The 23,422-nt window shown below is 29.8% G+C and carries 24 protein-coding genes; 14 read left to right on the plus strand and 10 right to left on the minus strand.

Features of this window, described 5'->3' with window-relative positions:
• The first annotated feature begins 1 nt into the window (after position 1).
• The 8 genes from rplM to AB0T67_RS06010 all read left to right on the plus strand — a co-directional run bounded on the left by rplM (position 2) and on the right by AB0T67_RS06010 (position 7,746).
• Positions 2–457 carry a 50S ribosomal protein L13 gene (gene rplM, locus AB0T67_RS05975; protein WP_271231367.1) on the plus strand — a complete coding sequence of 152 codons (456 nt, stop codon included), beginning with the start codon at positions 2–4 and terminating at the stop codon, positions 455–457.
• Entirely contained in the window at positions 457–843 is a 387-nt protein-coding gene (gene rpsI, locus AB0T67_RS05980) for a 30S ribosomal protein S9 (protein ID WP_369219552.1), read from the plus strand. The genes rplM and rpsI overlap by 1 nt, the downstream gene beginning before the upstream one ends.
• A 157-nt stretch (positions 844–1,000) precedes the next feature.
• Positions 1,001–1,765: a 30S ribosomal protein S2 gene (gene rpsB / locus AB0T67_RS05985; protein WP_271231365.1), complete on the plus strand. Its 765-nt coding sequence runs from the start codon at positions 1,001–1,003 to the stop codon at positions 1,763–1,765.
• Positions 1,766–1,854: 89 nt separating this feature from the next.
• Positions 1,855–2,823, plus strand: a complete 969-nt coding sequence (gene tsf, locus AB0T67_RS05990) for a translation elongation factor Ts (RefSeq protein WP_369219553.1) — start codon at positions 1,855–1,857, stop codon at positions 2,821–2,823.
• 114 nt (positions 2,824–2,937) lie between these two features.
• Positions 2,938–3,648, plus strand: a complete 711-nt coding sequence (gene pyrH, locus AB0T67_RS05995) for a UMP kinase (protein ID WP_058884239.1) — start codon at positions 2,938–2,940, stop codon at positions 3,646–3,648.
• Between the two features lie 48 nt (positions 3,649–3,696).
• A complete protein-coding gene (gene frr, locus AB0T67_RS06000; protein WP_271231363.1) occupies positions 3,697–4,251 on the plus strand; it encodes a ribosome recycling factor in 555 nt (184 codons plus the stop codon).
• A 93-nt stretch (positions 4,252–4,344) separates the two neighbouring features.
• Positions 4,345–6,705 carry an efflux RND transporter permease subunit gene (locus AB0T67_RS06005; RefSeq protein WP_369219554.1) on the plus strand — a complete coding sequence of 787 codons (2,361 nt, stop codon included), beginning with the start codon at positions 4,345–4,347 and terminating at the stop codon, positions 6,703–6,705.
• A gap of 300 nt (positions 6,706–7,005) precedes the next feature.
• Positions 7,006–7,746: a LuxR C-terminal-related transcriptional regulator gene (locus AB0T67_RS06010; protein WP_271231362.1), complete on the plus strand. Its 741-nt coding sequence runs from the start codon at positions 7,006–7,008 to the stop codon at positions 7,744–7,746.
• Positions 7,747–7,756: 10 nt separating this feature from the next.
• Here the strand turns inward: AB0T67_RS06010 and AB0T67_RS06015 are convergent, their stop codons facing one another.
• Positions 7,757–8,797 (minus strand): P-loop NTPase family protein, encoded by a 1,041-nt coding sequence (locus AB0T67_RS06015; protein WP_369219555.1) that lies wholly within the window; start codon positions 8,795–8,797, stop codon positions 7,757–7,759.
• 118 nt (positions 8,798–8,915) lie between these two features.
• Between AB0T67_RS06015 and asnS the strand changes: the two genes are divergently transcribed.
• From asnS to AB0T67_RS06030, 3 genes are all read left to right on the plus strand, one after another.
• The gene (gene asnS / locus AB0T67_RS06020; protein WP_271231360.1) at positions 8,916–10,349 is read left to right on the plus strand and encodes an asparagine--tRNA ligase; all 1,434 of its coding nucleotides are present in this window, start codon (positions 8,916–8,918) and stop codon (positions 10,347–10,349) included.
• 85 nt (positions 10,350–10,434) lie between these two features.
• On the plus strand, positions 10,435–11,895 hold the full coding sequence (gene rpoN / locus AB0T67_RS06025) for an RNA polymerase factor sigma-54 (protein WP_369219556.1): 1,461 nt from the start codon (positions 10,435–10,437) through the stop codon (positions 11,893–11,895).
• Positions 11,896–11,899: 4 nt separating this feature from the next.
• A complete protein-coding gene (locus tag AB0T67_RS06030; RefSeq protein ID WP_369219557.1) occupies positions 11,900–12,499 on the plus strand; it encodes a hypothetical protein in 600 nt (199 codons plus the stop codon).
• On the opposite strand, the gene AB0T67_RS06035 is transcribed toward AB0T67_RS06030, so the two are convergent.
• From AB0T67_RS06035 to AB0T67_RS06060, 6 genes are all read right to left on the minus strand, one after another.
• A complete protein-coding gene (locus AB0T67_RS06035; RefSeq protein WP_369219558.1) occupies positions 12,494–13,159 on the minus strand; it encodes a porin family protein in 666 nt (221 codons plus the stop codon). The two genes, AB0T67_RS06030 and AB0T67_RS06035, sit on opposite strands and share 6 nt — an antisense overlap.
• 91 nt (positions 13,160–13,250) lie before the next feature.
• Positions 13,251–13,721: an ExbD/TolR family protein gene (locus AB0T67_RS06040; RefSeq protein WP_271231356.1), complete on the minus strand. Its 471-nt coding sequence runs from the start codon at positions 13,719–13,721 to the stop codon at positions 13,251–13,253.
• An 18-nt stretch (positions 13,722–13,739) separates the two neighbouring features.
• A complete protein-coding gene (locus AB0T67_RS06045) occupies positions 13,740–14,366 on the minus strand; it encodes an ExbD/TolR family protein (RefSeq protein WP_369219559.1) in 627 nt (208 codons plus the stop codon).
• A gap of 6 nt (positions 14,367–14,372) precedes the next feature.
• Positions 14,373–14,810, minus strand: a complete 438-nt coding sequence (locus AB0T67_RS06050) for a hypothetical protein (RefSeq protein WP_271231354.1) — start codon at positions 14,808–14,810, stop codon at positions 14,373–14,375.
• Positions 14,811–14,818: 8 nt separating this feature from the next.
• On the minus strand, positions 14,819–15,532 hold the full coding sequence (locus tag AB0T67_RS06055; protein WP_271231353.1) for a MotA/TolQ/ExbB proton channel family protein: 714 nt from the start codon (positions 15,530–15,532) through the stop codon (positions 14,819–14,821).
• 239 nt (positions 15,533–15,771) lie between these two features.
• Positions 15,772–16,803 carry an asparaginase gene (locus tag AB0T67_RS06060; protein WP_369219560.1) on the minus strand — a complete coding sequence of 344 codons (1,032 nt, stop codon included), beginning with the start codon at positions 16,801–16,803 and terminating at the stop codon, positions 15,772–15,774.
• 383 nt (positions 16,804–17,186) lie between these two features.
• On the opposite strand from AB0T67_RS06060, the gene AB0T67_RS06065 reads away from it, so the two are divergent.
• Complete coding sequence (locus AB0T67_RS06065; RefSeq protein ID WP_369219561.1) at positions 17,187–17,885, plus strand: zinc metallopeptidase; 699 nt, start codon at positions 17,187–17,189, stop codon at positions 17,883–17,885.
• A gap of 78 nt (positions 17,886–17,963) precedes the next feature.
• Here AB0T67_RS06065 and lepA read toward each other — a convergent pair whose 3' ends face one another.
• Positions 17,964–19,760 (minus strand): translation elongation factor 4, encoded by a 1,797-nt coding sequence (gene lepA / locus AB0T67_RS06070; RefSeq protein ID WP_369219562.1) that lies wholly within the window; start codon positions 19,758–19,760, stop codon positions 17,964–17,966.
• A gap of 222 nt (positions 19,761–19,982) precedes the next feature.
• On the opposite strand from lepA, the gene AB0T67_RS06075 reads away from it, so the two are divergent.
• Both AB0T67_RS06075 and dusB read left to right on the plus strand, forming a co-directional pair.
• Entirely contained in the window at positions 19,983–20,633 is a 651-nt protein-coding gene (locus tag AB0T67_RS06075) for a hypothetical protein (protein ID WP_369219563.1), read from the plus strand.
• 47 nt (positions 20,634–20,680) lie between these two features.
• Positions 20,681–21,682, plus strand: coding sequence for a tRNA dihydrouridine synthase DusB (gene dusB, locus AB0T67_RS06080; protein WP_369219564.1), 1,002 nt, complete (start codon positions 20,681–20,683; stop codon positions 21,680–21,682).
• A gap of 84 nt (positions 21,683–21,766) precedes the next feature.
• Here dusB and AB0T67_RS06085 read toward each other — a convergent pair whose 3' ends face one another.
• The gene (locus tag AB0T67_RS06085; RefSeq protein WP_271231342.1) at positions 21,767–22,969 is read right to left on the minus strand and encodes an ABC transporter permease; all 1,203 of its coding nucleotides are present in this window, start codon (positions 22,967–22,969) and stop codon (positions 21,767–21,769) included.
• Between the two features lie 40 nt (positions 22,970–23,009).
• Positions 23,010–23,405, minus strand: a complete 396-nt coding sequence (gene rbfA, locus AB0T67_RS06090) for a 30S ribosome-binding factor RbfA (RefSeq protein ID WP_369219565.1) — start codon at positions 23,403–23,405, stop codon at positions 23,010–23,012.
• Positions 23,406–23,422 lie beyond the last annotated feature (17 nt).

Here is a 23,422-nt window from a genome sequence, read left to right on the forward strand (position 1 = left end):
TATGAACACATTAAGTTACAAAACAGTATCAGCGAACAAAAACACTGTTAATAAAGAGTGGGTTTTAGTTGATGCGGACGGGCAAACGTTGGGTCGTCTAGCTTCTCAAATAGCAATGCTAATTAGAGGTAAGTACAAACCAAATTATACTCCTCACGTAGATTGTGGAGATAACGTGGTTGTTATCAACGCAGAAAAAATTGTTTTAACTGGTAAAAAGTGGACTGATAAATCTTATATCCGTCATACAGGTTATCCAGGAGGACAAAGATCATTAACTGCTACAGAAATGTTCGAAAAAGATCCTACAAGATTAATCGAAAAAGCAGTAAAAGGAATGTTACCTAAAAACAAATTAGGAAGCGCTTTATACAAAAACTTGTATGCTTATGCAGGTACTGAGCACCAACAAACAGCTCAAAACCCAAAAGCTATTAACCTTAAAGATCTTAAATAATGGAAACTGTACACAAAATAGGTAGAAGAAAAACAGCAGTTGCTCGTATTTATCTTTCAGAAGGTAAAGGAAACATTACTGTTAACAAGAAGGACTTTAAGAACTACTTTACAACAGGAACTTTACAATACAAAATTCAACAACCTTTAATGTTAACTGAGAACTTAGAGTCTTATGACATTAAAGTTAATGTTTACGGAGGTGGTATTACAGGTCAAGCAGAAGCAATTCGTTTAGCAATTACTAGAGCATTAGTAGCAATTAACGAAGAGCACAAAGGAGTATTAAAACCAGAAGGTTTATTAACTCGTGACCCTAGAATGGTTGAACGTAAGAAATTCGGTCAGAAAAAAGCACGTAAGAAATTCCAGTTCTCTAAACGTTAATATATATTTTCATTGCCTTGCAAAAGGCAATGTTATTTATTTTCAAAAGAGACTGTTATTTATAAATTTATTTTTAACAGTTTAGTATCTAAATATTTCAGACTTATTACAACTACTGAAATATTGTGAAAACAGAACGTAAACACATTTTATTAAAATGGCAAATATTCAAGAATTATTAGAAAGCGGAGTGCACTTCGGTCACTTAACTAGAAAATGGAACCCAAACATGGCTCCATACATTTATACAGAACGTAACGGTGTTCACATCATCGATTTGTATAAAACATCTGCTAAAATTGATGAAGCTGCATTAGCTTTACAAAAAATAGCTAGCTCTGGTCGTAAAATATTATTCGTTGCAACTAAAAAGCAAGCGAAAGATATTGTAGCTGAAAGAGCAACAAACATTAACATGCCTTTCATTACTGAGCGTTGGCCAGGTGGTATGTTAACAAACTTCGTAACTATCCGTAAAGCTGTTAAAAAAATGGCTACTATTGATAGAATGAAGCAAGATGGTTCTTTTGATGCTTTATCAAAAAGAGAAAAGTTACAAATTAACCGTCAGAGAGCTAAATTAGAAAAGAATTTAGGTTCTATTTCTGATATGACTCGTTTACCTGCTGCTGTATTTGTAATTGATGTTAAGAAAGAACACATTGCAATTGCTGAAGCTACAAAATTAAACATTCCAATTTTTGCATTAGTTGATACTAACTCTGATCCTAGACCAGTAGATTACGTAATTCCTGCAAATGACGATGCTTCAAAGTCTATTGACAAAGTATTATCTTATATTACTGACGCAATTACTGAAGGTTTATCAGAAAGAAAAGCTGATAAAGAAAAAGTAGCTGCTCCTGTAAAAGAAGAAGCTAAAGTTACTACTGAAGCTCCTGCTACAGAAGAAACTAAATAATTTTAATTTATTTTTGATTAAAGGTTTCATTAATTTGAAACCTTTAACTATTTTTACAAGTATAAAACAACTAAAAAATAACAATAGATATGTCAGTAAAAATTAGCGCTGCAGACGTAAAAAAATTAAGAGAAAGTACCGGAGCTGGTATGATGGATTGTAAAAATGCATTAGTAGAAGCAGAAGGTAACTTTGATAAAGCTGTTGACGTTTTACGTAAAAAAGGACAAAAAATCGCTGCTAAAAGAGCCGATAGAGAGTCTACTGAAGGTGTAGCAATTACTAAAATTAGTGATGACAACACTTACGGTGTTGCTATTGTATTAGCATGTGAAACAGATTTCGTATCTAAAAATGATTCTTTTAAAGATTTAGCTGCTGAATTTGTTGCTATTGCTTTTGGTACTAAAAGTAAAGAAGAATTTTTAGCTGCTGATTTTGGTGGAGTAACTGTTGCTGAAAAATTAATTGAACAAACAGGTGTTATCGGTGAAAAAATCGATATTACTTCTTTTGAAAGATTAGAAGCACCATACGTAGGTTCTTATACTCACATTGGTAAAATTGCTGCTATGGTTGGTTTATCTGCTCCTGCAGATAATGCTGCTGTTTTAGCAAAAGATTTAGCAATGCAAGCTGCTTCTATGGGAGCTGTTTCTTTATCTTACAAAGGTTTTGATGCTGCTTATGTAGAGTCTGAAACTGAAGCAAGAATTGCTGCTATCGTAAAAGATAATGAAGAATTAGTTCGTTTAGGTAAAACTTTAAAGAACGTTCCTCAGTATGTTTCTAGATTACAATTAACTGATGCTGCTTTAGCTAGTGCTGAAGAAGTTGCAAAAGAGCAATTAAAATCAGAAGGTAAACCAGAAAAAATTTGGGATAAAATTTTACCAGGAAAAATGGAAAGATTTATTTCAGATAACACAACTTTAGATCAAGAACAATGTTTATTAGATCAAAAGTTTATTAAAGACGAAAAGAAAACTGTTGCAGAATATGTTTCTTCTTTTGGTGACGTAGAAGTTAAAAACTTCGTAAGAGTTACTTTAGGATAATTCTTAAACATCACAAAATATTTAAAAACCATCCAATTTTTTGGATGGTTTTTTCTTTTATCAAAATTCAAACTCAAAAAAATTGCGTAGTTTTGCAAAACTTTCAACAAGATTATGCAATATAAAAGAATCCTTTTAAAATTAAGCGGTGAATCATTAATGGGCGACCTTCAATATGGTATTGATCCTAAAAGACTTAAAGAATACGCCCAAGAAATTAAACAAGTAATAGCTAAAAACATTGAAATTGCCATTGTTATTGGTGGTGGAAATATTTTTAGAGGTGTTGCTGGAGCTAGCCAAGGAATGGATAGAGTTCAGGGTGACCACATGGGAATGTTAGCAACCTGTATTAATGGTTTAGCTTTGCAAAGTGCTTTAGAGGCTGAAGGAATTCATACTCGTTTACAAACTGCTATCGAAATTAAAGAAATTGCAGAACCTTATATTAAACGTCGTGCAAATCGTCATTTAGAAAAAGGACGTGTAGTTATTTTTGGAGGAGGTACTGGAAATCCGTATTTTACTACTGATACTGCAGCAGTTTTAAGAGCTATTGAAGTAAATGCAGATGCCATTTTAAAAGGAACTAGAGTTGATGGTATTTATAATGCAGATCCTGAAAAGGATAAAAATGCTATCAAATACGAAAGTATCAGCTTTAAAGATGTTATCAGAAAAGGATTAAAAGTAATGGACATGACTGCCTTTACTTTAAGTGAAGAAAATAAACTTCCTATTATTGTTTTTGATATGAATAAAAAAGGAAACTTACTTAAATTAGTTTCTGGAGATCAAATAGGAACAATAGTTGACAACCAATAAATCAAAAGAATCCCTCACATTTTTTATAGGGCAATAAATACGAGCAAAATGAACGAAGAAATTGATTTTATTTTAGATTCTGCCAAAGAGGCAATGAATAATGCAGTTGCACATTTAGAAAAAGAATTACGTACTATTAGAGCTGGAAAAGCATCTCCTGCAATGTTAGCAAATGTACAAGTTGATTACTATGGTTCAGCAACTCCTTTAGGTCAAATAGCAAACGTAAGTACTCCTGATGCAAGAACAATTACCATTCAACCTTGGGAAAAAAATATGCTTCATGAAGTTGAAAAAGCAATTACTTACGCTAATTTAGGATTCAATCCAATGAACAATGGTGATGTTATTATTATTAACGTTCCTGCTTTAACTGAAGAGCGTCGTAAAGAATTAGCTAAACAATGTAAAGCAGAAGCTGAACACGCTAAAGTAGGTATTCGTAATGCACGTAAAGATGCAAATAACGATATTAAAAAAACCGATGTTTCTGATGATGTTAAAAAAATATCAGAAGAAAGTGTTCAAAAATTAACCGATAGTTTCAGTAAAGTTATTGAAGAAAAAGTAGCCGTAAAAGAAAAAGAAATAATGACTGTTTAATTACTTTCATATATATATAAAGAGTGTCTGTTATGACACTCTTTTTTTTCGTTTAATTGTTACTTTTATCATAACTTTGCAAAAAATTTTCAAATGACTTTTTGGACTAAAATTGCTGGATTTATATTGAGAAACAGATACCTAGTTTTAATCGCTATCGCTATTATTACAGGGCTTTTAGTTACTCAAATCAAATACATGCGTTTCTCATATACAGAAGCAAACTTGCTTCCTAAAGATCATGAAGCGAACATCCAATACGATCAGTTTTTGGAAATTTTTGGCGAAGAAGGTAACTTAGTTATATTAGGTGTAAAAAATGCTAGTATTTTTACGCCTATAAAATTTAACGCATGGAATACCCTTGTAAAAGAATTAGATAGTGCAAAACAAGTAGATTTTACAGTTTCTATTGCTGATGTTAAAGAATTAAAAGCTGATAGAAAAAATAGAAAATTTGTACTAGAACCTTTATTTAATAAAGCACCTACAACAAATGAAGAAGTAAATAAGATTAAGAAACAGTTATTTGAAAACCTTCCATTTTACGACAACTTATTATATAACGACAAAGGGACTTTACAAACAGCTATTTATATAGATAAAGAAATTGTAAATACGCCTGCACGTAGAGACTTTATTACAAAAGTATTAATTCCTACTGTTGAAAAATTTGAAAAAAAGCATCAGATAGATGTACGAATGTCTGGAATGCCTTATATCCGAACTATCAATTCTCAAAATATTATTGATGAAATGCAACTGTTCGTATTAGGTGCTTTAGGTATTACAGCTGTTATTTTCTTTTTCTTTTTCCGTTCATTTAGAGCTACTTTTATCACACTACTAGTTGTTGGTATTGGTGTTATTTGGGCTTTCGGATTTATAGGTTTATTTCGATATGAAATTACTGTTTTATCTGCTTTAATACCACCATTAATTATTGTAATTGGAGTACCAAATGCGGTTTTCCTTATCAATAAATATCAACAAGAAGTAAAAAAACACGGAAATCAAGCGAAATCATTACAACGTGTTATTTCAAAAATTGGTAATGCAACTTTAATGACCAATATTACAACAGCATCAGGTTTTGCAACTTTTGTTTTTGTAAAAAGTCAATTATTAAGAGAATTTGGAATTTTAGCGTCAGTAAATATTATTAGTATTTTTATTTTGGCACTATTAATAATTCCTATTGTTTATAGTTTTATGCCACTTCCTGAAAAAAAACATTTAAGTCACTTAGAAAAAAAGTGGATGGGAAATGTAGTTTCATGGATGGAACGTATGGTAAAAGAACAACGAATTACCATTTATATTACTACTGTTATCGTAATTATATTAAGTATGATTGGCGTTTATCAAATTCGTGTTTCGGGTAGTTTAATTGAAGATATGCCTAAAGAAGCGCAGTTTTATAAAGATATTAAGTTCTTTGAAACAGAATTTGGAGGAATTATGCCTTTAGAAATTTTGATTGACACAAAAAGAGAAAAAGGTGTTATGAAGCTTTCTACTTTAAAGAAAATGGAAAAATTGAATGAAGCTATTGAAACTTTTCCTGAATTATCGAAACCTATTTCAATAACAAATTTGGTCAAATACTCTAAACAAGCATACTATAAAGGAAACCCTAAATATTATCAATTACCAACTAGTCAAGAAAAAGCACATATTTTCGCTTTCACTAAAAATTCAGATACCAATTCAGGTATGTTAAATAATTTTGTAGATAGCACTGGTCGTTATACACGTATCACTACTTTTATGAAGGATGTTGGTACTGATAAAATGGATATCATTCAAGGACGCTTAGATGCTGTTATAAAAAAGGAATTTCCTAAAAAGAAATTTACTGTTTCTATGACAGGAAAGGCTTTAGTTTTCTTAAAAGGAACAAATTATTTAATTAAAAATTTAGTAATTTCATTATCCCTAGCTATTTTATTGATTTCAATTTTTATGGCATGGATGTTTCGTTCTTATAAAATGATTTTTATATCATTAATACCAAATATGCTTCCATTGTTAATTACAGCAGGTTTAATGGGCTTTTTTGGTATCCCTATAAAACCATCTACAATTTTAGTATTTAGTATTGCTTTTGGTATTTCTGTGGATGACACTATTCATTTTCTCGCTAAATATCGTCAAGAATTACTTGCCAATAATTGGAAAATTAAACCAGCTGTTTATGCAGCACTTCAAGAAACAGGTGTTAGTATGTTTTACACATCTATTGTATTATTTTTCGGCTTTCTAGTATTTACAATTTCTAGTTTTGGAGGAACAATAGCTTTAGGGGGGTTAGTTTCAGTTACATTATTATTGGCTATGGTTTCTAATTTATTATTATTACCATCTCTTTTACTTTCTTTTGAAAAAAGAATTGCGAATAAAAAAGTACTAAAAGAAACTAACTTTAAAATTTTACCTCCAAAGGATAACTAAATAATAGACTTAAAACACCTTAAAAAAAACAGTGTTTTTCCTATTTTTTAAAATTTTAAAAACTTCTTTAAAATTATTAACTTATATTTATAGCAATAAAAAAGGGATAGCATAAGCTACCCCTTTTAAACCCTTTTCAAAAAACTTTAATATTTTTTATAAGACTATAACTAAACGTTTTCCTTTTCATAGATACAATTATAACACTGTATTTTTTTTTTAGCTGCCTTAAAGTATGCCACAAATATACATTCAATCTAATTTTTACACAACTGCGTCTTTCCGTAGTTTTTATAACTTATGAGTTTAGAACAAGAATTAAATATTGGTAAGAACACACAAGAAAGTGTTTCTGATACCCCCCTAAATAAAGAATCTGAAGCATATCAATTCTATCAAAAAACGATTCCTAAATTTGTTGGGCAAGCAGCCTACATTTACTCTTTCAAAGAAGGAAAAATGTTATATGCCTACGGATGGGAAGAGTTATTAGGTTATAAAAATGATGAAATTACAATGCTTAAAATTGTAAGCTGTACTTCTCCTAGACATTTTAAATTTTCAAACGAACTTAACGATAAAGCTTTGAAAATTATGAGTACTAGAACTGATAATTTAGAAGAATATAGCTTTACTTTAGAAGTTGAAAAAGTTCATAAAAATGGTAGCATTGTCCCTTTATTTTCTAGAGTAGGTGTTTTTAAAGCTTCAAACGGTAAAGTAGATGAAATTATTGGTTTTTCTCAAGTTATAAAATCACTAAAACATAGTAATGTGATGCAATATGCAGCATATGGTCCTGCAAAATCAGATTTTGAAGAATTATTAAATAAAAAATTATTTAAACATCTTGCTATTTCTAAAAAAGAAAAAGAAGCACTTAGTATGGCTGCAAAGGGAATGGCTTTTAAAGAAATTGCAGCAGCATTAAGTATTAGTCAATCGGCTATTGAAAAACGTTTAATACCTCTCTATAAACGATTTGATGTAAAAAGTTTACCTCATTTAATTAGTTTTGCACATACCAATCATATTCTTTAATAAACTAAAGCTAATCAATTAAATTTATTTTTTCAATCTTAGCTTCATTTACGCCTATTTTTAATAACATTTTTAACCAGTTATTCTCTTGACTCGTGTTGTTTTTATTACCTAAAACCCAAATAATATTTTTATTTGCAATAATACTACAACTTTCTTTATCTATTTCTCCTGTTTCTGTAGGGTCTAAAAATCGTAAAATATTTTTAGGGTTTATTAACTCTTCATCAATGGGCTTTCCTGGATTAACATCATCAATTACTAAATAATCACATTCTTTCCAAGACCAAATTCTACGGCGATCTAATTTGGTGTTTTCCTCAATATAAAAAAAACTAAATAATTTCATTGCACTAGTATACAAACAAACTTTGTGTTTAATTGATAATTCATTTAAAACCCCTACCCCTAAACTTGTTTTACCGCTAAATTGAGAACCAAAAATTAATAGATGGTTTCCTGAACCTTTTCCTTCAATAAAATTAAAAATTGATTTTTTATCTTCATTATTTATATTAAAATTCCACTGACTTAATCGAAATTGAAAAGGATAATTTGCATAATGTTGATACATTTTTGTTAAATACCAATAACTAGAAGCCTTTAATAAATAGAGAGAAAGAAGAGTTAACACAACAATTGTAGGAGTATCTTGTAGACCATTTTTATAAAAACTATAAAGAAAAGCACCAAATGCAAAAAAAGCAACATCCGTAATAGTATCATAACTGATATTTGACCAATTCGGATTAAAAGTATATTTTTCTTTTTTTGAAGAAGGTTTAATCTTTAATAAAGGCCCTAAAAAATTATATAATTCAAACAGAAACCAAAATAAGGTAACAACAAAACTAGCATATACTGGGTTTTTGTAGCCATTTATATGCTGAATATTATCATGTAAAATAAAAGAAGGCATAAAACCTAAAGCAATATGTCCAAATTGATTTGCCAACCACGAATAAGTTAAGGTAACACCTCGATGTGAATCTTTCCCTATTAAATCTTCTTTAAGCTGATTTAAAACTGTACGTCTTTTAATTTTAGTCATCATTATAAAATTCAATGGCGAAAATACAGCTTTAAAGAAACATCTTCTGAAAAACAATGAGAATCTACGTTGATTGTTTTATTTCAAAAAAGTATCTTTGCTATTCAATTTTTAAAAGATGAAAAGAAGTAGCGTTAACGAATTATTACATTCGGATAAATTTTTACAGGAAGTACACGTAAAAGGATGGGTTAGAACCTTTAGAAGCAATCGTTTTATTGCTTTAAATGATGGATCGACCATTAACAATATTCAATGTGTTGTAGATTTTGAAAATACAGATGAAGAACTTTTAAAAAGAATAACTACAAGTGCTGCTGTTAGTATTACAGGTACTTTAGTTGAAAGTGAAGGTAAAGGACAAACTGTAGAAGTTAAAGTTACTAAACTAGAAATTTTAGGAGATTCTAATCCTGATGAATACCCTATTCAACCTAAAAAACATAGTTTAGAGTTTTTAAGAGAAAATGCTCACTTACGTATTAGAACAAACACTTTTAGTGCTGTTATGAGAGTTCGTTCTGCTTTATCTTTTGGAGTACATAAGTATTTTCAAGAAAATGGGTTTAACTACGTAAATACACCTATTATTACAGGTTCTGATGCTGAAGGTGCTGGTGAAATGTTTCATGTATCTAATTTTGAAACAAATAAAGCTCCTTTAAATGAAGAAGGAGAAATTGATTATACACAAGATTTCTTCGGAAAAGAAACTAATTTAACCGTTTCAGGACAATTAGAAGCAGAAACCTATGCAATGGCATTAGGAAAAGTATATACTTTTGGTCCTACTTTTAGAGCTGAAAACTCAAATACAACGCGTCATTTAGCAGAGTTTTGGATGATTGAACCTGAGGTTGCATTTAATGATTTAGATGCAAATATGGATTTATCTGAAGATTTTATCAAGTCAGTTTTAAACTATGTTTTAGAAAACTGTAAAGATGATTTAGCATTTTTAGACAATCGTTTAACGCAAGAAGAAAAAACAAAACCACAAGCTGAACGTAGTGAAATGGGGTTAATTGAAAAATTAAACTTTGTTGCTAATAATAACTTTAAGCGTGTTTCTTATACCGAAGCTTTTGATATTTTACGTAACTGTAAACCTAACAAAAAGAAGAAATTTCAATTTCCTATTAATGAATGGGGTGTTGATTTACAATCAGAACATGAGCGTTATTTAGTTGAAAAACACTTTAAATGTCCTGTAATTTTATTTGATTATCCTGCAACGATAAAAGCTTTTTACATGCGTTTAAATGACGACGGTAAAACAGTTCGTGCTATGGATGTTTTATTTCCAGGAATTGGAGAAATGGTTGGAGGATCGCAAAGAGAAGAACGTTTAGATGTTTTAAAAGCTAAAATGGCCGATTTAAACATTGATGAAGAAGAATTATGGTGGTACTTAGATACTCGTAAGTTTGGTACAGCAGTACACTCTGGTTTTGGTTTAGGATTTGAACGTTTAGTTTTATTTACTACAGGAATGAGCAATATTCGTGATGTAATTCCTTTTCCAAGAACTCCGCAAAACGCCGAATTTTAAAAAAACAATAAAATTTATAAAATACAATCGTCATTCCTAACAGAATGACGATTTTTTTTTATCCTTATTTCCTATATTTGTAAGTATGCTAAAACAAAGTTTACATTATAAGTTACTTCAAAAATTATCGCCTCAACAAATTCAGTTGATGAAGTTAATTCAATTGCCTACACAAGCTTTTGAAGAACGTTTAAAGCAAGAAATTGAAGAAAACCCTGCCTTAGATACTGGTAAAGAAGAACCAGAAAACTTTGAAGATACTTTAACAGATTCTGAAGATTTTGATGAAGGAACTGAAAAAATAGATACTAATGACATCAATATTGATGAGTATTTAAGTGATGATGAATATCCGAGTTATAAAACACAAGCAAACAATTATTCAGCCGATGATGAAGAAAGGCAAATTCCGTATGCGGCTGGAACAAGTTTTCATCAATCATTAAATAATCAATTAAATACTTACAGAATTAATGAAGAAGAACGCGCTATTGCTGATTTTTTAGTAGGAAGTATTGATGATAGTGGTTATATCAGAAGAGAAATTATCGATTTAGTAGATGATTTAGCCTTTACTCAAAATGTTTTTACATCCGAAGAAAAAGTAGAAGATGTTTTAATTAATGTAGTTCAAAAATTAGATCCTATTGGTGTTGGTGCTCGTGATTTAAAAGAGTGTTTAATTATTCAATTAAAATCAAAATCAGTAAAAGAAACAAGAACATTTGCTATTGATATTCTTGAAAATGCATTCGATCACTTTGTTAAAAAGCATTACAAAAAACTTCTTGAAAAATTTAATATTGAAGAAGATCAACTTAAAGAAATAATTACTGAAATCGGAAAATTAAATCCGAAACCTGGTAGTTCGTATGCAGGAAATAATAAATTAGCAGAACAAATAGTTCCTGATTTTTCAATACAAATTATTGATGGAAATTTAGAATTGACTTTAAACTCTCGTAATGCACCTGAATTACATGTTTCTCGTGAATACAATAATATGTTAAAAGGTTATAGCGATTCTAAAAAGAAAAGTAAAAGTCAAAAAGATGCTGTAATGTTTATTAAGCAGAAATTAGATGCTGCAAAATGGTTTATTGATGCTATAAAACAACGTCAACAAACCTTGTTAATTACTATGAATGCCATAATGCTACGTCAGGAAGCATATTTTTTAACAGGTGACGAGCGTAAGCTAAAACCAATGATTTTAAAAGATATTGCTGATGAAATACAGATGGATGTTTCTACGGTTTCAAGGGTTGCAAACAGTAAATATGTAACAACACCTTACGGAACGAAATTAATAAAGGTGTTTTTCTCTGAATCGATGAAAAATGACCAAGGTGAAGATGTATCTACACGTGAAATTAAAAAAATATTAGAAACAGTTATTCAAGAAGAAGATAAACGAAAGCCTCTTACAGATGAAAAATTATCTAAAATATTAAAAGAAAAAGGTTATCCAATTGCAAGAAGAACTGTTGCTAAATACCGTGAGCAATTAGATATTTCGGTAGCAAGGTTACGTAAAGAAATATAAGATAATGCGCTGGCCTAAATTCATATCCACGATTTTACACCCTATTGTTATTCCTACAATTGGTATTATTCTATATCTTATTTTAACTCCAATTCATTTAAGTCAGTATCATAAATATACTATGTTAGGCGTAGTATTTGTATCAACATATATTATTCCAATACTCTTATTAATTTTTTTAAAAGCTATCGGATATATAAAATCCTATCAAGTATCTAAAATTGAAGAACGAAAAGTTCCTATATTTTTTATGATGACTTTACTATTTATGTTAGGTAGGTTTTTCTTAGAAATAGCGGTTATTAGAGATTTAAGTTACCTATTTTTTGGAGTCGTATTTGGATTAGGTTTTGTCTACATCCTTTTTAACGTTAATACAAAAACTAGTTTACACCTATTATCTATGGGTGCTGCTACTGGATACTTCTTACTTTTTCAACAAATACATAACATTTACATACTGCCATTAATCATAGTTTTCATAGTACTTTCAGGAGTTTTAGCTAGTGCAAGACTTCACTTAAAAGCACATACTGTTAAAGAAGTGTATCTTGGTTTTTTTATTGGTATAGCAAGTCCTTTTTTTGCATTTTACCTTTTATAATAGATAAAAACTCAACCCTATTCGGATTATATTAGTATTATCATTCTTATTTGAAGAACCATTTTTTAAAATAGGTGTTAGTCCGTAATACACATGAAAATTAAAAGTACTGTAACCTACTGAAAGTGTTAATCCTGTTTGAAACTTATTATATTTTGGTAAATTTGAAGTACTAATTATCGTATCTGAATCGGTATAACTGAAACTATTATTTAAATTATAACTTAGCTTAATTCCTGTATAAATTCGCCAAAAAGAATAGCTATTTACAGTTGATGTTCTTAATCGAAACTGAATAGGCATTTCAATATTATGTGATTTTAACTTATCTACAGTTATAACATTAGCAACTTTTAACGTTACTAGATTCTCTTCTACTACTTTTAAATGATGATTAAAAGAATCAAAACCATAACCTAAACCAACTCCTAGTGCTATTTTACTACTTTTGACAAGCGGAATATCTTTTATATAACCACCTGAAAAACCGAATGAAAAACCAGAAACATTTAATTCTTTTGGTTGATTACTTAAAATATTATATGAAATATTTATATATAATTGATCCTCCCAATAACGATCGCCTATTTGTAAAGAATCTTTTTGAGCATAACTACATATTGATAAAAAAACTAAAAATAAAGTTACAAGGTGTTTCATAAAAATTAACTATGGTTAAATATAGTTTATTTACATAAAAAAAGAGCAATCATATGATTGCTCTTTTTAGTATTTATTTTTTAAAAAGTAATTACTTTTTAATATCTGCTGATTTATGAGTAGATAAACTTAATTTAAGAGCATTTACATCTCTTAATTTTTCACGAATATCAGATAAAGTTCCAACACTAGATTCTTTATCCATCTTTATAGAAGTTGTCATAAAAGGAACTTCAGCTTCCGATACATTTCCTCTTTCTAAGAAAATAAAAGAAGGTACATCATCTGGTGTAGCAATCTTATCGTTTAACTGGATTCTATTATAACCCGTTCCATATTTAGCATCTTTAGCCTTACCAACATAAATAGTGCTCACTAAACTTTTACGTTCAAGTTTCTTTACTTCACTAGCACTAGGTAAACGAGGTGCATCTATCGCTAAATCACTTTCTCTCATTACCGTTGTTACCATGAAAAAGAATAATAACATAAAAACAATATCAGGAAGTGAAGAAGTATTCACTGCTGGCATCTCTTTTTTCTTATTTTTAAATTTAGACATACTTAAATTGTTTTAATACTATTGAACATTAGTTGGTTCAGAATCAGATATAATTTGAGGGTAACTCGCCTTAATATCTTCTACTTTTTTTCTTAATGCATCATCTTTTCTTGCTCCAGCTGTAAAAGATTTATCTAATTCAGTAAAACTCATACCATATTTCTCTTGGCATAATTTATTACGTAATTCAGCATATGCTTTTAACAGTTCATTTTGAACAGCTACATACATACCAAACTCAGTACCTCTATCACTTTCAACAGAAATAATAGCTTTATTTGGATGATCTGATGAAGCTGGATCTTTAGCTCCTTTACAATAGTTACAAGATGCTCCTGCATCTTTCCCTGGCATCGGATTACCAACACCACCACCGTTATCTATAAATTTAACAGCCGCATCTTTTAAGTCTTTTAACTCCATACCTTCATCCTCTACGAATAATTGGTTATTTCTGTTAATAATTACTTGAAAGATGTTTTTCTCTTTTACAATAGGTGGTACAACATCAGATTTTTCAGCTAACTTTTTAGGGATACCTGAATCAACATCCATTGTTGTTGTTACAAGGAAAAAGATAAGTAGCAAGAATGCAATATCTGCCATAGAACCTGCATTAATTTCTGGGTTTTCTCTTCTTGCCATGTTTACTTATGATTTAACTATTCCTTTTAATAAATCTACTACAAAAAATGCTCCAGCTATTGCACCTAAAATAATGGTAAAACTAATTCCTGTTCCTACCCATTTAGAAGTACTTCCTTCTGCAACTAATACTCCTTGATCAGGACCTAATACTTGACCGTTAGAAGAAAACATGTATGATACCACTAAAAGCACACCTAAAACTGAAACACCTAATAAGGTTTTCTTTAAGGCAGCAGGGTTTTTAAACATACTCAATAGTGAAATTACTACAGCAACAATTACAATTACAATTAGTAAATAATATGAATAACTTACTAAAGGAGAAACAGCGTTAGAAACCGCTTCTACGTTTTCTTTGTCTATTATTACAACGTTTACAAATAACGCAACACCGATAAGTGATATTGCAGCTACAAGTAATGTTAATATTTTATTATTCATATGATTGATTATTTTTTATACTTAGCTAATAAGTCGATTAAAGAGATTGAAGCATCTTCCATATTATTTACAATACTATCAATTTTAGAAACGATATAATTATAAAAAATCTGTAAAATAATTGCTGCAACAAGACCAAATACGGTTGTTAAAAGTGCAATTTTAATACCACCTGCTACTACTGCTGGAGAAATATCATTTGCTACTGCAATCTTATCAAAAGCCTCAATCATACCAATTACAGTTCCCATGAACCCTAACATCGGTGCTAATGCAATAAATAAAGATAACCAAGAAACATTTTTCTCTAATAACCCCATCTGTACACCACCATAACCTACTACAGCTTTTTCAGCAGCTTCTAAACCTTCGTCAGCTCTTTCTAATCCTTGGAAAAAGATAGAAGCAACAGGTCCTTTTGTATTTCTACAAACCTCTTTAGCAGCTTCAATACCACCAGAACTTAAAGCATCATCTACACTTGCTACTAATTTCTTAGTATTAGTTGTAGCCATGTTTAAATAAATAATTCTTTCAATTGCGATTGCTAATCCTAAGATTAAAGCTACCAATACGATACCCATAAACTGAGGATCCCCTTCAATAAAACGTTGTTTTAACTCTTGGTGAAAAGTTTTTTCTGCTTCTTGAGCATAAGTTGACTGAATAGCCCCTAAAAACATAAATCCTGCAACAGTTAGGAAATTTACTACTTTCTTCATTTTGTTATAATTAATTTTAAATAGTTAATGGGTTAAAAATACAAATTTTACTAGAAAAAACTTAATTTTTTACAAATAAGTAATTATTTACTCGTACTTCAATAAAGTTTTATTTTCAGAGTGGCAAGTAACAAAAAAATCTTGGTACATTAAAAAAATTAAGGTTATTTATAATACATTTTTGTTTCAACAACTATTTCAGACAGTTATAGCTATTAATTTAGTTAAAATAATGCATTTTAATTAATTTCACCTCTTAACGAGGTTTCAAAATAATGTTTAAACTCTTCTTTTGATAACTTTTCTCCTAATAGATACATCATTTTAGCAACAGCAGTCTCTGTTGTTATGTCTTTTCCATCTACAATTCCGATACGTTTTAAATCAGAACTGGTTTCATAATGCCCTAAAATAACACTACCTCCTACACACTGAGTTACATTAATAATATAGATACCTTTAGCAACTGCTTTTTCCAATAAACTTATAAACCATTTTTCGGTAGGTGCATTTCCAGAACCGTACGTTTCTAAAATAATTCCTTTCAAATCGGGTATATTTATAAAACTATTAACAACCGATGCTGTTATACCTGGAAATAACTTTAAAATAGCCACATTATTATCTAATTTTTTTCTGAAAATAAGTTTATTTTCTTCTTTTTTATATTTAAATAATACTGAGTGATTAAAATTTAAGTGAACACCACTTACTGCTAAAGGCGGATAATTCATCGAAGCAAAAGCCTCAAATTGTTCTGCATTTATTTTTGTAGTTCTGTTGGCTCTGTATAATTTATATTCAAAATATAAACCGACCTCTTGTATTACTGGTTTTCCATTTTCGCTAGTTGATGCAATTTGTATCGAAGTAATTAAATTTTCTTTCGCATCTGTTCGTAAATCACCAATTGGTAATTGTGATCCTGTAAAAATAACTGGTTTTTGTAAATTTTCAAACATAAAACTAATTGCCGATGATGTATATGACATCGTATCAGAACCTGTAAGTACTACAAAACCATCAAATTGCTCATAATTATCAGCAATAATTTGGGCGATATCAATATAATAGTTCACATTCATATTTGATGAATCTATAGCTTCATCAAATGAAATAGTAGAAATTTCACAATTTAACTGCTGTAATTCGGGTATTTTACTAGATATCTGACTAAAATCAAAAGCTTTTAAAGCTCCTGTTTTATAATCTTTAACCATACCAATAGTTCCTCCTGTATATACTATTAAAATTTTAGGGGTATTTGACATTATGAAAAATTTATTATTAAGTAATTTAACTGTAAAAAAACAGGTTGTAAAGCTATCAAACAAAATGATGCAAATTTTTAATACGCGATTAATTATAGTCGATTTTTATAAACTGATAGCTAGAATCTCTTTATTTGATTTAGATAAGAAGCAATAATTAGTAATTTATATAGAAATAAAACGAATAATTAAAAAATAGCTCTAAAAATAGTACTAGAGTTAATATTCCTAGTTTTTATCATATAAAAAATTTAAAATGATGAATAACTCATAATTCAAGTTTATTTAACATGATGATATTTTATAAGACGTAATTTAATTATGGAATAATTTTGTAAATTTATCAATCAAAAATGATACAAATTTTTAAAACAAAATAAATTATGATAGGATTTTATATTTTAATAGGTATTATCTCTTTATGTAGCTGGTTAGTAAGCAGTATGCTTAAAAGAAAATTTAAAAAATACTCAAAAGTTCATTTAAAAAATGGAATGAGTGGCGCTGAAATAGCCGAAAAAATGTTAAATGATCACGGTATTAATGACGTAAAAGTTATTTCTACTCCAGGAATGTTAACCGATCATTATAACCCTCAAAACAAAACAGTTAATTTAAGTGAAGGTGTTTACAACCAAAGAAATGCAGCCGCAGCAGCAGTTTCAGCTCATGAAGTTGGGCATGCTGTACAACATGCAAGAGCTTATCAATATTTAGAAATGCGTTCTAAATTAGTGCCAATGGTAAGTATTACCTCTAAATATTCGCAATGGATGGTTATTGGTGGAATTGCTTTTGGTGCTGCTTCTGGTAACTCTGGAATTGGTTTTTATATTGCTATAGCTGGTTTAATATTTATGGCTGTAGGTACACTTTTTAGTTTCGTTACTTTACCTGTTGAATATGATGCTAGTAACAGAGCTTTGGCTTGGTTAGAGGATAAACACATTGTAACTCGTGAAGAATTAGCAGGTTCTAAAGATGCTTTAAAATGGGCAGCAAGAACGTATTTAGTTGCAGCTTTAGGTTCGTTAGCAATGTTATTATATTGGGGATTACGTATTTTAGGAAGTAGAGATTAATTACTAAAAGTATATTTTTATTTTAAAAAAAAGCTCTCGAAAAATTCGAGAGCTTTTTTTTATATTATATTTTAAAACTTAATCATTCAATTTTAAAACTGCCATAAATGCTTCTTGTGGAATTTCTACATTACCAACCTGACGCATTCTTTTCTTACCTTTTTTCTGTTTTTCAAGTAACTTACGTTTACGTGAAATATCACCACCATAACATTTTGCTGTTACATCTTTACGTAAAGCTTTAGTTGTTTCTCTGGCGATAATTTTAGCTCCAATTGCTGCTTGAATAGGAATATCAAACTGCTGTCTTGGTATTAATTGTTTTAATTTTTCTACAATTTTCTTACCGATTGTATAGGCATTATCTGCATGTAATAATGCTGAAAGTGCATCAACAGGATCACCATTTAATAGAATATCTACACGAACTAATTTAGAAGTACGCATTCCGATTGGCGAATAATCAAAAGAAGCATACCCTTTTGAAACTGTTTTTAATCTATCATAAAAATCAAATACAATTTCTGCTAAAGGCATATCAAAAGTTAATTCAACTCTTTCAGTAGTTAAATACGTTTGATTTACAATTTCCCCTCTTTTTTCAATACAAAGCGACATTACTTGTCCAACAAAATCAGATTTTGTAATTATTGATGCTTTAATAAAAGGTTCTTCAACTTTTTCTAATCTTGATGGATCAGGTAAATCTGTCGGATTATTTAATAATACAATTTCCGTAGGATTTTTCTTTGTGTATGCGTGATAAGAAACGTTGGGAACAGTAGTAATTACTGTCATATTAAATTCACGTTCTAAACGTTCTTGGATAATTTCCATGTGTAACATTCCTAAGAATCCACATCGAAAACCAAAACCTAATGCTGCTGAACTTTCTGGTTGAAACACCAAAGAAGCATCGTTTAATTGTAATTTTTCCATTGAATTACGTAATTCTTCGTAATCCTCTGTATCAACAGGATAAATACCTGCAAAAACCATTGGTTTTACATCTTCAAAACCATCGATAAGGCTTTCTGTTGGATTTTCAAAATCGGTAATTGTATCTCCTACTTTTACTTCTTTTGCAACTTTAATTCCTGTAATTAAATACCCTACATCTCCTGTTTTTACTTCTTGCTTTACTTCTTGTTCTAGTTTTAAAGTACCAACTTCATCGGCTTTATATTCCGTACCTGTTGACATAAATTGAATACGCTGATTCTTTTTAATAGAACCATCAATTACTCTAAAGTAAGTTTCAATTCCTCTGTAAGAATTGTAAACAGAATCAAAAATTAAAGCTTTTAAAGGCGCATCAGGATTTCCTGTTGGCGCTGGAACTTTTTTAATAATTGCTTCTAAAATATTTTCTACTCCAAAACCTGTTTTTCCACTTGCGTGAATTACCTCTTCAGGTTCACAACCTAATAAATCAACAATATCATCAGTTACTTCTTCAGGATTTGCTGATGGTAAATCAACTTTATTTAAAACTGGAATAATTTCCAAGTCATTATCTAAAGCCAAATATAAATTAGAAATCGTTTGTGCTTGAATACTTTGTGCAGCATCAACAATTAATAACGCACCTTCACATGCCGCAATAGAACGAGAAACTTCGTAAGAAAAATCTACGTGTCCTGGGGTATCAATTAAATTTAGAACATAATCTTCGCCTTCAAAAGTATAATCCATTTGAATAGCGTGTGATTTAATGGTAATACCACGTTCACGCTCCAAATCCATGCTATCTAATAACTGTGATTTCTTTTCTCTCTCCGTTACAGCACCTGTGTAGTCTAATAATCTGTCTGCAAGTGTACTTTTACCGTGATCAATATGTGCAATAATGCAAAAATTTCTAATTTTCTTCATTCGTCGTATTTCTAACCTCTTATGACTGACAAAGATACTTTATTGAAAAACGTTGTACAATTAAAAATTTATTCAAAAAAATATTAATTTCAATAAAAAGAGAATTTTTAGTTTATAAAACACCACAGAATAAATGAATTAGCACATTTTATAAATAGGAAACCGTACATTTTTATATCTTCATTGTATATTTGCATCAATTAAATGATTAACAGTTCATATATGTCTAAAAAAATATTGCTATTTGCTGGATTATTATTACTCTTAACTTCTTGTTGGAAAGATAGAAGCCCTGAAGATTTAATCCGTTTAAAAGAAAAATTCAAATCTCAAGTTTCAACTTTCGAAAGCAAAAAAGAAACCGCTAACAAAAAAATAACCAAAGGTTTAAATTCTTTAGGAGCATTAAAATTAGCTTTAGAAGATGCCAAAAATGAAGATAAAGAATTTGCCCGAGTTTATGGCGATTGGGAAAAAGTCAATAGAAAAGTAAATAACCTTAATAAAGAATTTGAAGATTTAAAAGCAAAAGCTTCTAATTTATTTACCGCTATGGAAACTCAAACCAATAGTTTGAGCGATGTTACAACCAAAACAACTCTTTTATCAGCAATTAATAAAGCAAAAAAGAACTATAATACAACGCTAAATAACACATCAAAAGCAATACAAAAATTAAGACTTTTACATACTGATGCTGTTGAAATTGTAAAAGCTTTAGAAGTTGCTGCTGCACTTAATTCATTCGATTCTATTAACGGACAAATGAAAAGCATTGAACAAAGAGTTGATGGTATAATGCAAGAACTTAATGTTGCGGTTACTGAAAGTAAAAAATTATACGAGAAAAAAATAACCGAATTAGGTAACTAATAATCGTTTATTTGATAAAATAGAACATAAAATACAATTATAGAATTTTGATTAAAATTGGAAATATAGAACTTCCTGATTTTCCGCTATTATTAGCGCCAATGGAAGATGTGAGTGACCCACCTTTTAGAGCTTTATGCAAAGAAAATGGTGCCGATGTGGTTTATACTGAATTTATTTCTTCGGAAGGATTAATTCGTGATGCCGCAAAAAGCGTAATGAAATTAGATATTTACGAAAAAGAACGCCCTGTCGGGATTCAAATATTTGGTGCTAATTTAGATTCAATGCTACAATCTGTAGAAATTGTTGAAAAATCAAACCCTGATATTATTGATATCAATTTTGGATGTCCTGTTAAAAAAGTGGTTTCTAAAGGAGCTGGTGCAGGTATTTTAAAAGATATCGATTTAATGGTTTCACTAACCGAAGCAATGGTAAAACATACGAATTTACCTGTAACAGTTAAAACTCGTTTAGGTTGGGATGATGATTCTATCAAAATTGTAGAAGTTGCCGAACGCTTACAAGATGTTGGCTGTGCTGCGATTTCTATCCATGGAAGAACACGTGCGCAAATGTATAAAGGTGAAGCAAATTGGGCACCGATTGCAGAGGTAAAAAACAACCCTAGAATGCACATTCCTGTCTTTGGAAATGGTGATGTTGATACACCTGAAAAAGCAATGCGAATGCGTGATGTTTATGGTTTAGATGGCTGTATGATTGGAAGGGCTTCTATTGGTTATCCTTGGTTTTTTAATGAAATAAAACACTATTTTAAAACAGGTGAATATTTAGCAAAACCAACCATCGCACAACGTGTAGAAATGGCTCGTAGACATTTACAAATGGCTATCGATTGGAAAGGACCTATTTTAGGTGTTTTTGAAACTAGAAGACATTATACTAATTATTTTAAAGGAATCCCTCATTTTAAAGAATATAGAATGAAAATGGTTACTTCGGATGCTCCAGAAGATGTTTTCAAAGCTTTTGATGAAGTTGAAGCCAAATTTGGAAATATGATTATTCCTCAGATTAAGTAAAATATAAATCTATTTTTTTTTGATAGAATCAATTAATAATCCTCGCTTATGCAAATATGTGAGGATTTTTTTTATCTAAAAATTTTATTTTTCGATAAACGTTTTCGATATTCTCGAACTCGCTATTTTAGCAGCAATATAACCAAGTATTGAAATAGTAAGAATTACAACCAATAAATTAATCCATCTGAATTCTACTGGATATGCTAAATTTTGAGTTATCATAAATAACTCATAACGTTGCTGAATTAACACTAATAAAACTCCCAAAACGATTCCTACAATCATTCCTACAATGGTTAATAAAAACCCTTGTAGAATAAATATCTTTTTTATCTCCTCAATACTAGCACCTAAATTATACAAAGTTTTTAAGTTTTGACGCTTATCAATAATCATCATTATAATAGAACCTATCACATTAAATAAGGCTATCGCTATTATCAATGTAAAAATTAAATAAGAAATAAAATTTTCGGTATTAATTACTTTATAGTACAACGCATTTAATTGCGCTCTTGTTTTAACTTCAAAATTAGCTCCTAAACGCTGTTGTAATTGCTCTTGAAAATCATCTAAATCAACAGTTGGTTGTAGTTTTAGTTCGATTCCTGAAATCTGATTTTCAGTATAATTTAACAACTCTTGCGCTAAAGATAATTCTGTAAAAACATATTTATTTTGAAATTCTTCAGATCCTGAATACGCTCCTATTACTTGCGTATCAACAGATACATAAGCATTATTGGCATTTACAAATCCTTTTCCTGGCTTTGGAACCATAATTTGTAACGGTGCGCCAAAATTTAAAACTCCTAACGATAATTTATATGAAATTCCGTAGCCAATAACTGCGGTATTTTTAAACTCAGGATCGACCCAAGTACCAACAGTTAATAGTGAATCTACAGGAATAATACCTTTATAACTAGCATCTACTCCTTTAATATAAGCAATATGTGTTTTATCTTTATATTTTAAAAAGACACGTTCTTCTATTACTTTTGAAATTGTCTTTATTTCAGTATCTTTTATTAATTTCTGATGAACATCATCAGAATATTCAAAAGATTTTCCTCTTACTGTCGTTATTTTGATATCAGGATCAGAGGCGTTCAATAAAGAATCACTAAAAGTTCTTAATCCTGAAAAACCCGATAAAATAACAAATAATGCCAAAGCTCCTACAACAACGCTAAAAACCGCAATAAATGTAATAATATTTATGGCGTTTGTGCTTGTTTTAGAAAACAGGTATCTTTTAGCGATGTATAAAGAAAATTTCAAAATTTTAATAAATTTTAATTAGCAATGTAAAGAAAATTTATTAACGTTTTTGACGACGTGGCAATACATCAGGATTTTGAATAGGATCTACATCTTCACCTTTTAAAGACTTATCAATATCTTCAATATAATCAAGACTATCATCTCCAAAAAACAATAATTCTGGCATTCTTCTTAATTGATTTCTTGTACGTTTTGCTAATTCATGACGAATTAACGGCGTATTAGAAATTACACCTTCTACAATTTCATCTCTTTTATCCGAAGGAAAAACGCTTAAATATATTTTAGCGACTCCTAAATCGGCAGTAACCGAAACTTTAGATACCGATATAATTACTCCCTTCATTCCATCTTGTGCAGCACGTTGTAAAACGTCTACCAAATCTAGTTGCAATACTCCTGCAATTTTTCGTTGTCTGTTAGTTTCTTCCATGCTGCAAATTTAAGGAT

Origin of the sequence: Tenacibaculum salmonis (assembly GCF_041053065.1) — a bacterium.
Taxonomy (GTDB): Bacteria; Bacteroidota; Bacteroidia; order Flavobacteriales; family Flavobacteriaceae; genus Polaribacter; species Polaribacter pacificus_A.

What these genes read in the sequence shown, in the direction of transcription:
- AB0T67_RS06035 (WP_369219558.1), bottom strand. Translation starts at nt 13,159, where the DNA reads ATGAAACACCTTGTAACTTTATTTTTAGTTTTTTTATCAATATGTAGT.
- pyrH (WP_058884239.1), top strand. Translation starts at nt 2,938, where the DNA reads ATGCAATATAAAAGAATCCTTTTAAAATTAAGCGGTGAATCATTAATG.
- AB0T67_RS06015 (WP_369219555.1), bottom strand. Translation starts at nt 8,797, where the DNA reads ATGACTAAAATTAAAAGACGTACAGTTTTAAATCAGCTTAAAGAAGAT.
- AB0T67_RS06060 (WP_369219560.1), bottom strand. Translation starts at nt 16,803, where the DNA reads ATGTCAAATACCCCTAAAATTTTAATAGTATATACAGGAGGAACTATT.
- AB0T67_RS06010 (WP_271231362.1), top strand. Translation starts at nt 7,006, where the DNA reads ATGAGTTTAGAACAAGAATTAAATATTGGTAAGAACACACAAGAAAGT.
- AB0T67_RS06005 (WP_369219554.1), top strand. Translation starts at nt 4,345, where the DNA reads ATGACTTTTTGGACTAAAATTGCTGGATTTATATTGAGAAACAGATAC.
- rpoN (WP_369219556.1), top strand. Translation starts at nt 10,435, where the DNA reads ATGCTAAAACAAAGTTTACATTATAAGTTACTTCAAAAATTATCGCCT.
- asnS (WP_271231360.1), top strand. Translation starts at nt 8,916, where the DNA reads ATGAAAAGAAGTAGCGTTAACGAATTATTACATTCGGATAAATTTTTA.
- rpsI (WP_369219552.1), top strand. Translation starts at nt 457, where the DNA reads ATGGAAACTGTACACAAAATAGGTAGAAGAAAAACAGCAGTTGCTCGT.
- AB0T67_RS06045 (WP_369219559.1), bottom strand. Translation starts at nt 14,366, where the DNA reads ATGGCAAGAAGAGAAAACCCAGAAATTAATGCAGGTTCTATGGCAGAT.
- frr (WP_271231363.1), top strand. Translation starts at nt 3,697, where the DNA reads ATGAACGAAGAAATTGATTTTATTTTAGATTCTGCCAAAGAGGCAATG.
- AB0T67_RS06075 (WP_369219563.1), top strand. Translation starts at nt 19,983, where the DNA reads ATGTCTAAAAAAATATTGCTATTTGCTGGATTATTATTACTCTTAACT.
- tsf (WP_369219553.1), top strand. Translation starts at nt 1,855, where the DNA reads ATGTCAGTAAAAATTAGCGCTGCAGACGTAAAAAAATTAAGAGAAAGT.
- AB0T67_RS06065 (WP_369219561.1), top strand. Translation starts at nt 17,187, where the DNA reads ATGATAGGATTTTATATTTTAATAGGTATTATCTCTTTATGTAGCTGG.
- rpsB (WP_271231365.1), top strand. Translation starts at nt 1,001, where the DNA reads ATGGCAAATATTCAAGAATTATTAGAAAGCGGAGTGCACTTCGGTCAC.
- lepA (WP_369219562.1), bottom strand. Translation starts at nt 19,760, where the DNA reads ATGAAGAAAATTAGAAATTTTTGCATTATTGCACATATTGATCACGGT.
- AB0T67_RS06050 (WP_271231354.1), bottom strand. Translation starts at nt 14,810, where the DNA reads ATGAATAATAAAATATTAACATTACTTGTAGCTGCAATATCACTTATC.
- rplM (WP_271231367.1), top strand. Translation starts at nt 2, where the DNA reads ATGAACACATTAAGTTACAAAACAGTATCAGCGAACAAAAACACTGTT.
- AB0T67_RS06055 (WP_271231353.1), bottom strand. Translation starts at nt 15,532, where the DNA reads ATGAAGAAAGTAGTAAATTTCCTAACTGTTGCAGGATTTATGTTTTTA.
- AB0T67_RS06030 (WP_369219557.1), top strand. Translation starts at nt 11,900, where the DNA reads ATGCGCTGGCCTAAATTCATATCCACGATTTTACACCCTATTGTTATT.
- AB0T67_RS06040 (WP_271231356.1), bottom strand. Translation starts at nt 13,721, where the DNA reads ATGTCTAAATTTAAAAATAAGAAAAAAGAGATGCCAGCAGTGAATACT.
- rbfA (WP_369219565.1), bottom strand. Translation starts at nt 23,405, where the DNA reads ATGGAAGAAACTAACAGACAACGAAAAATTGCAGGAGTATTGCAACTA.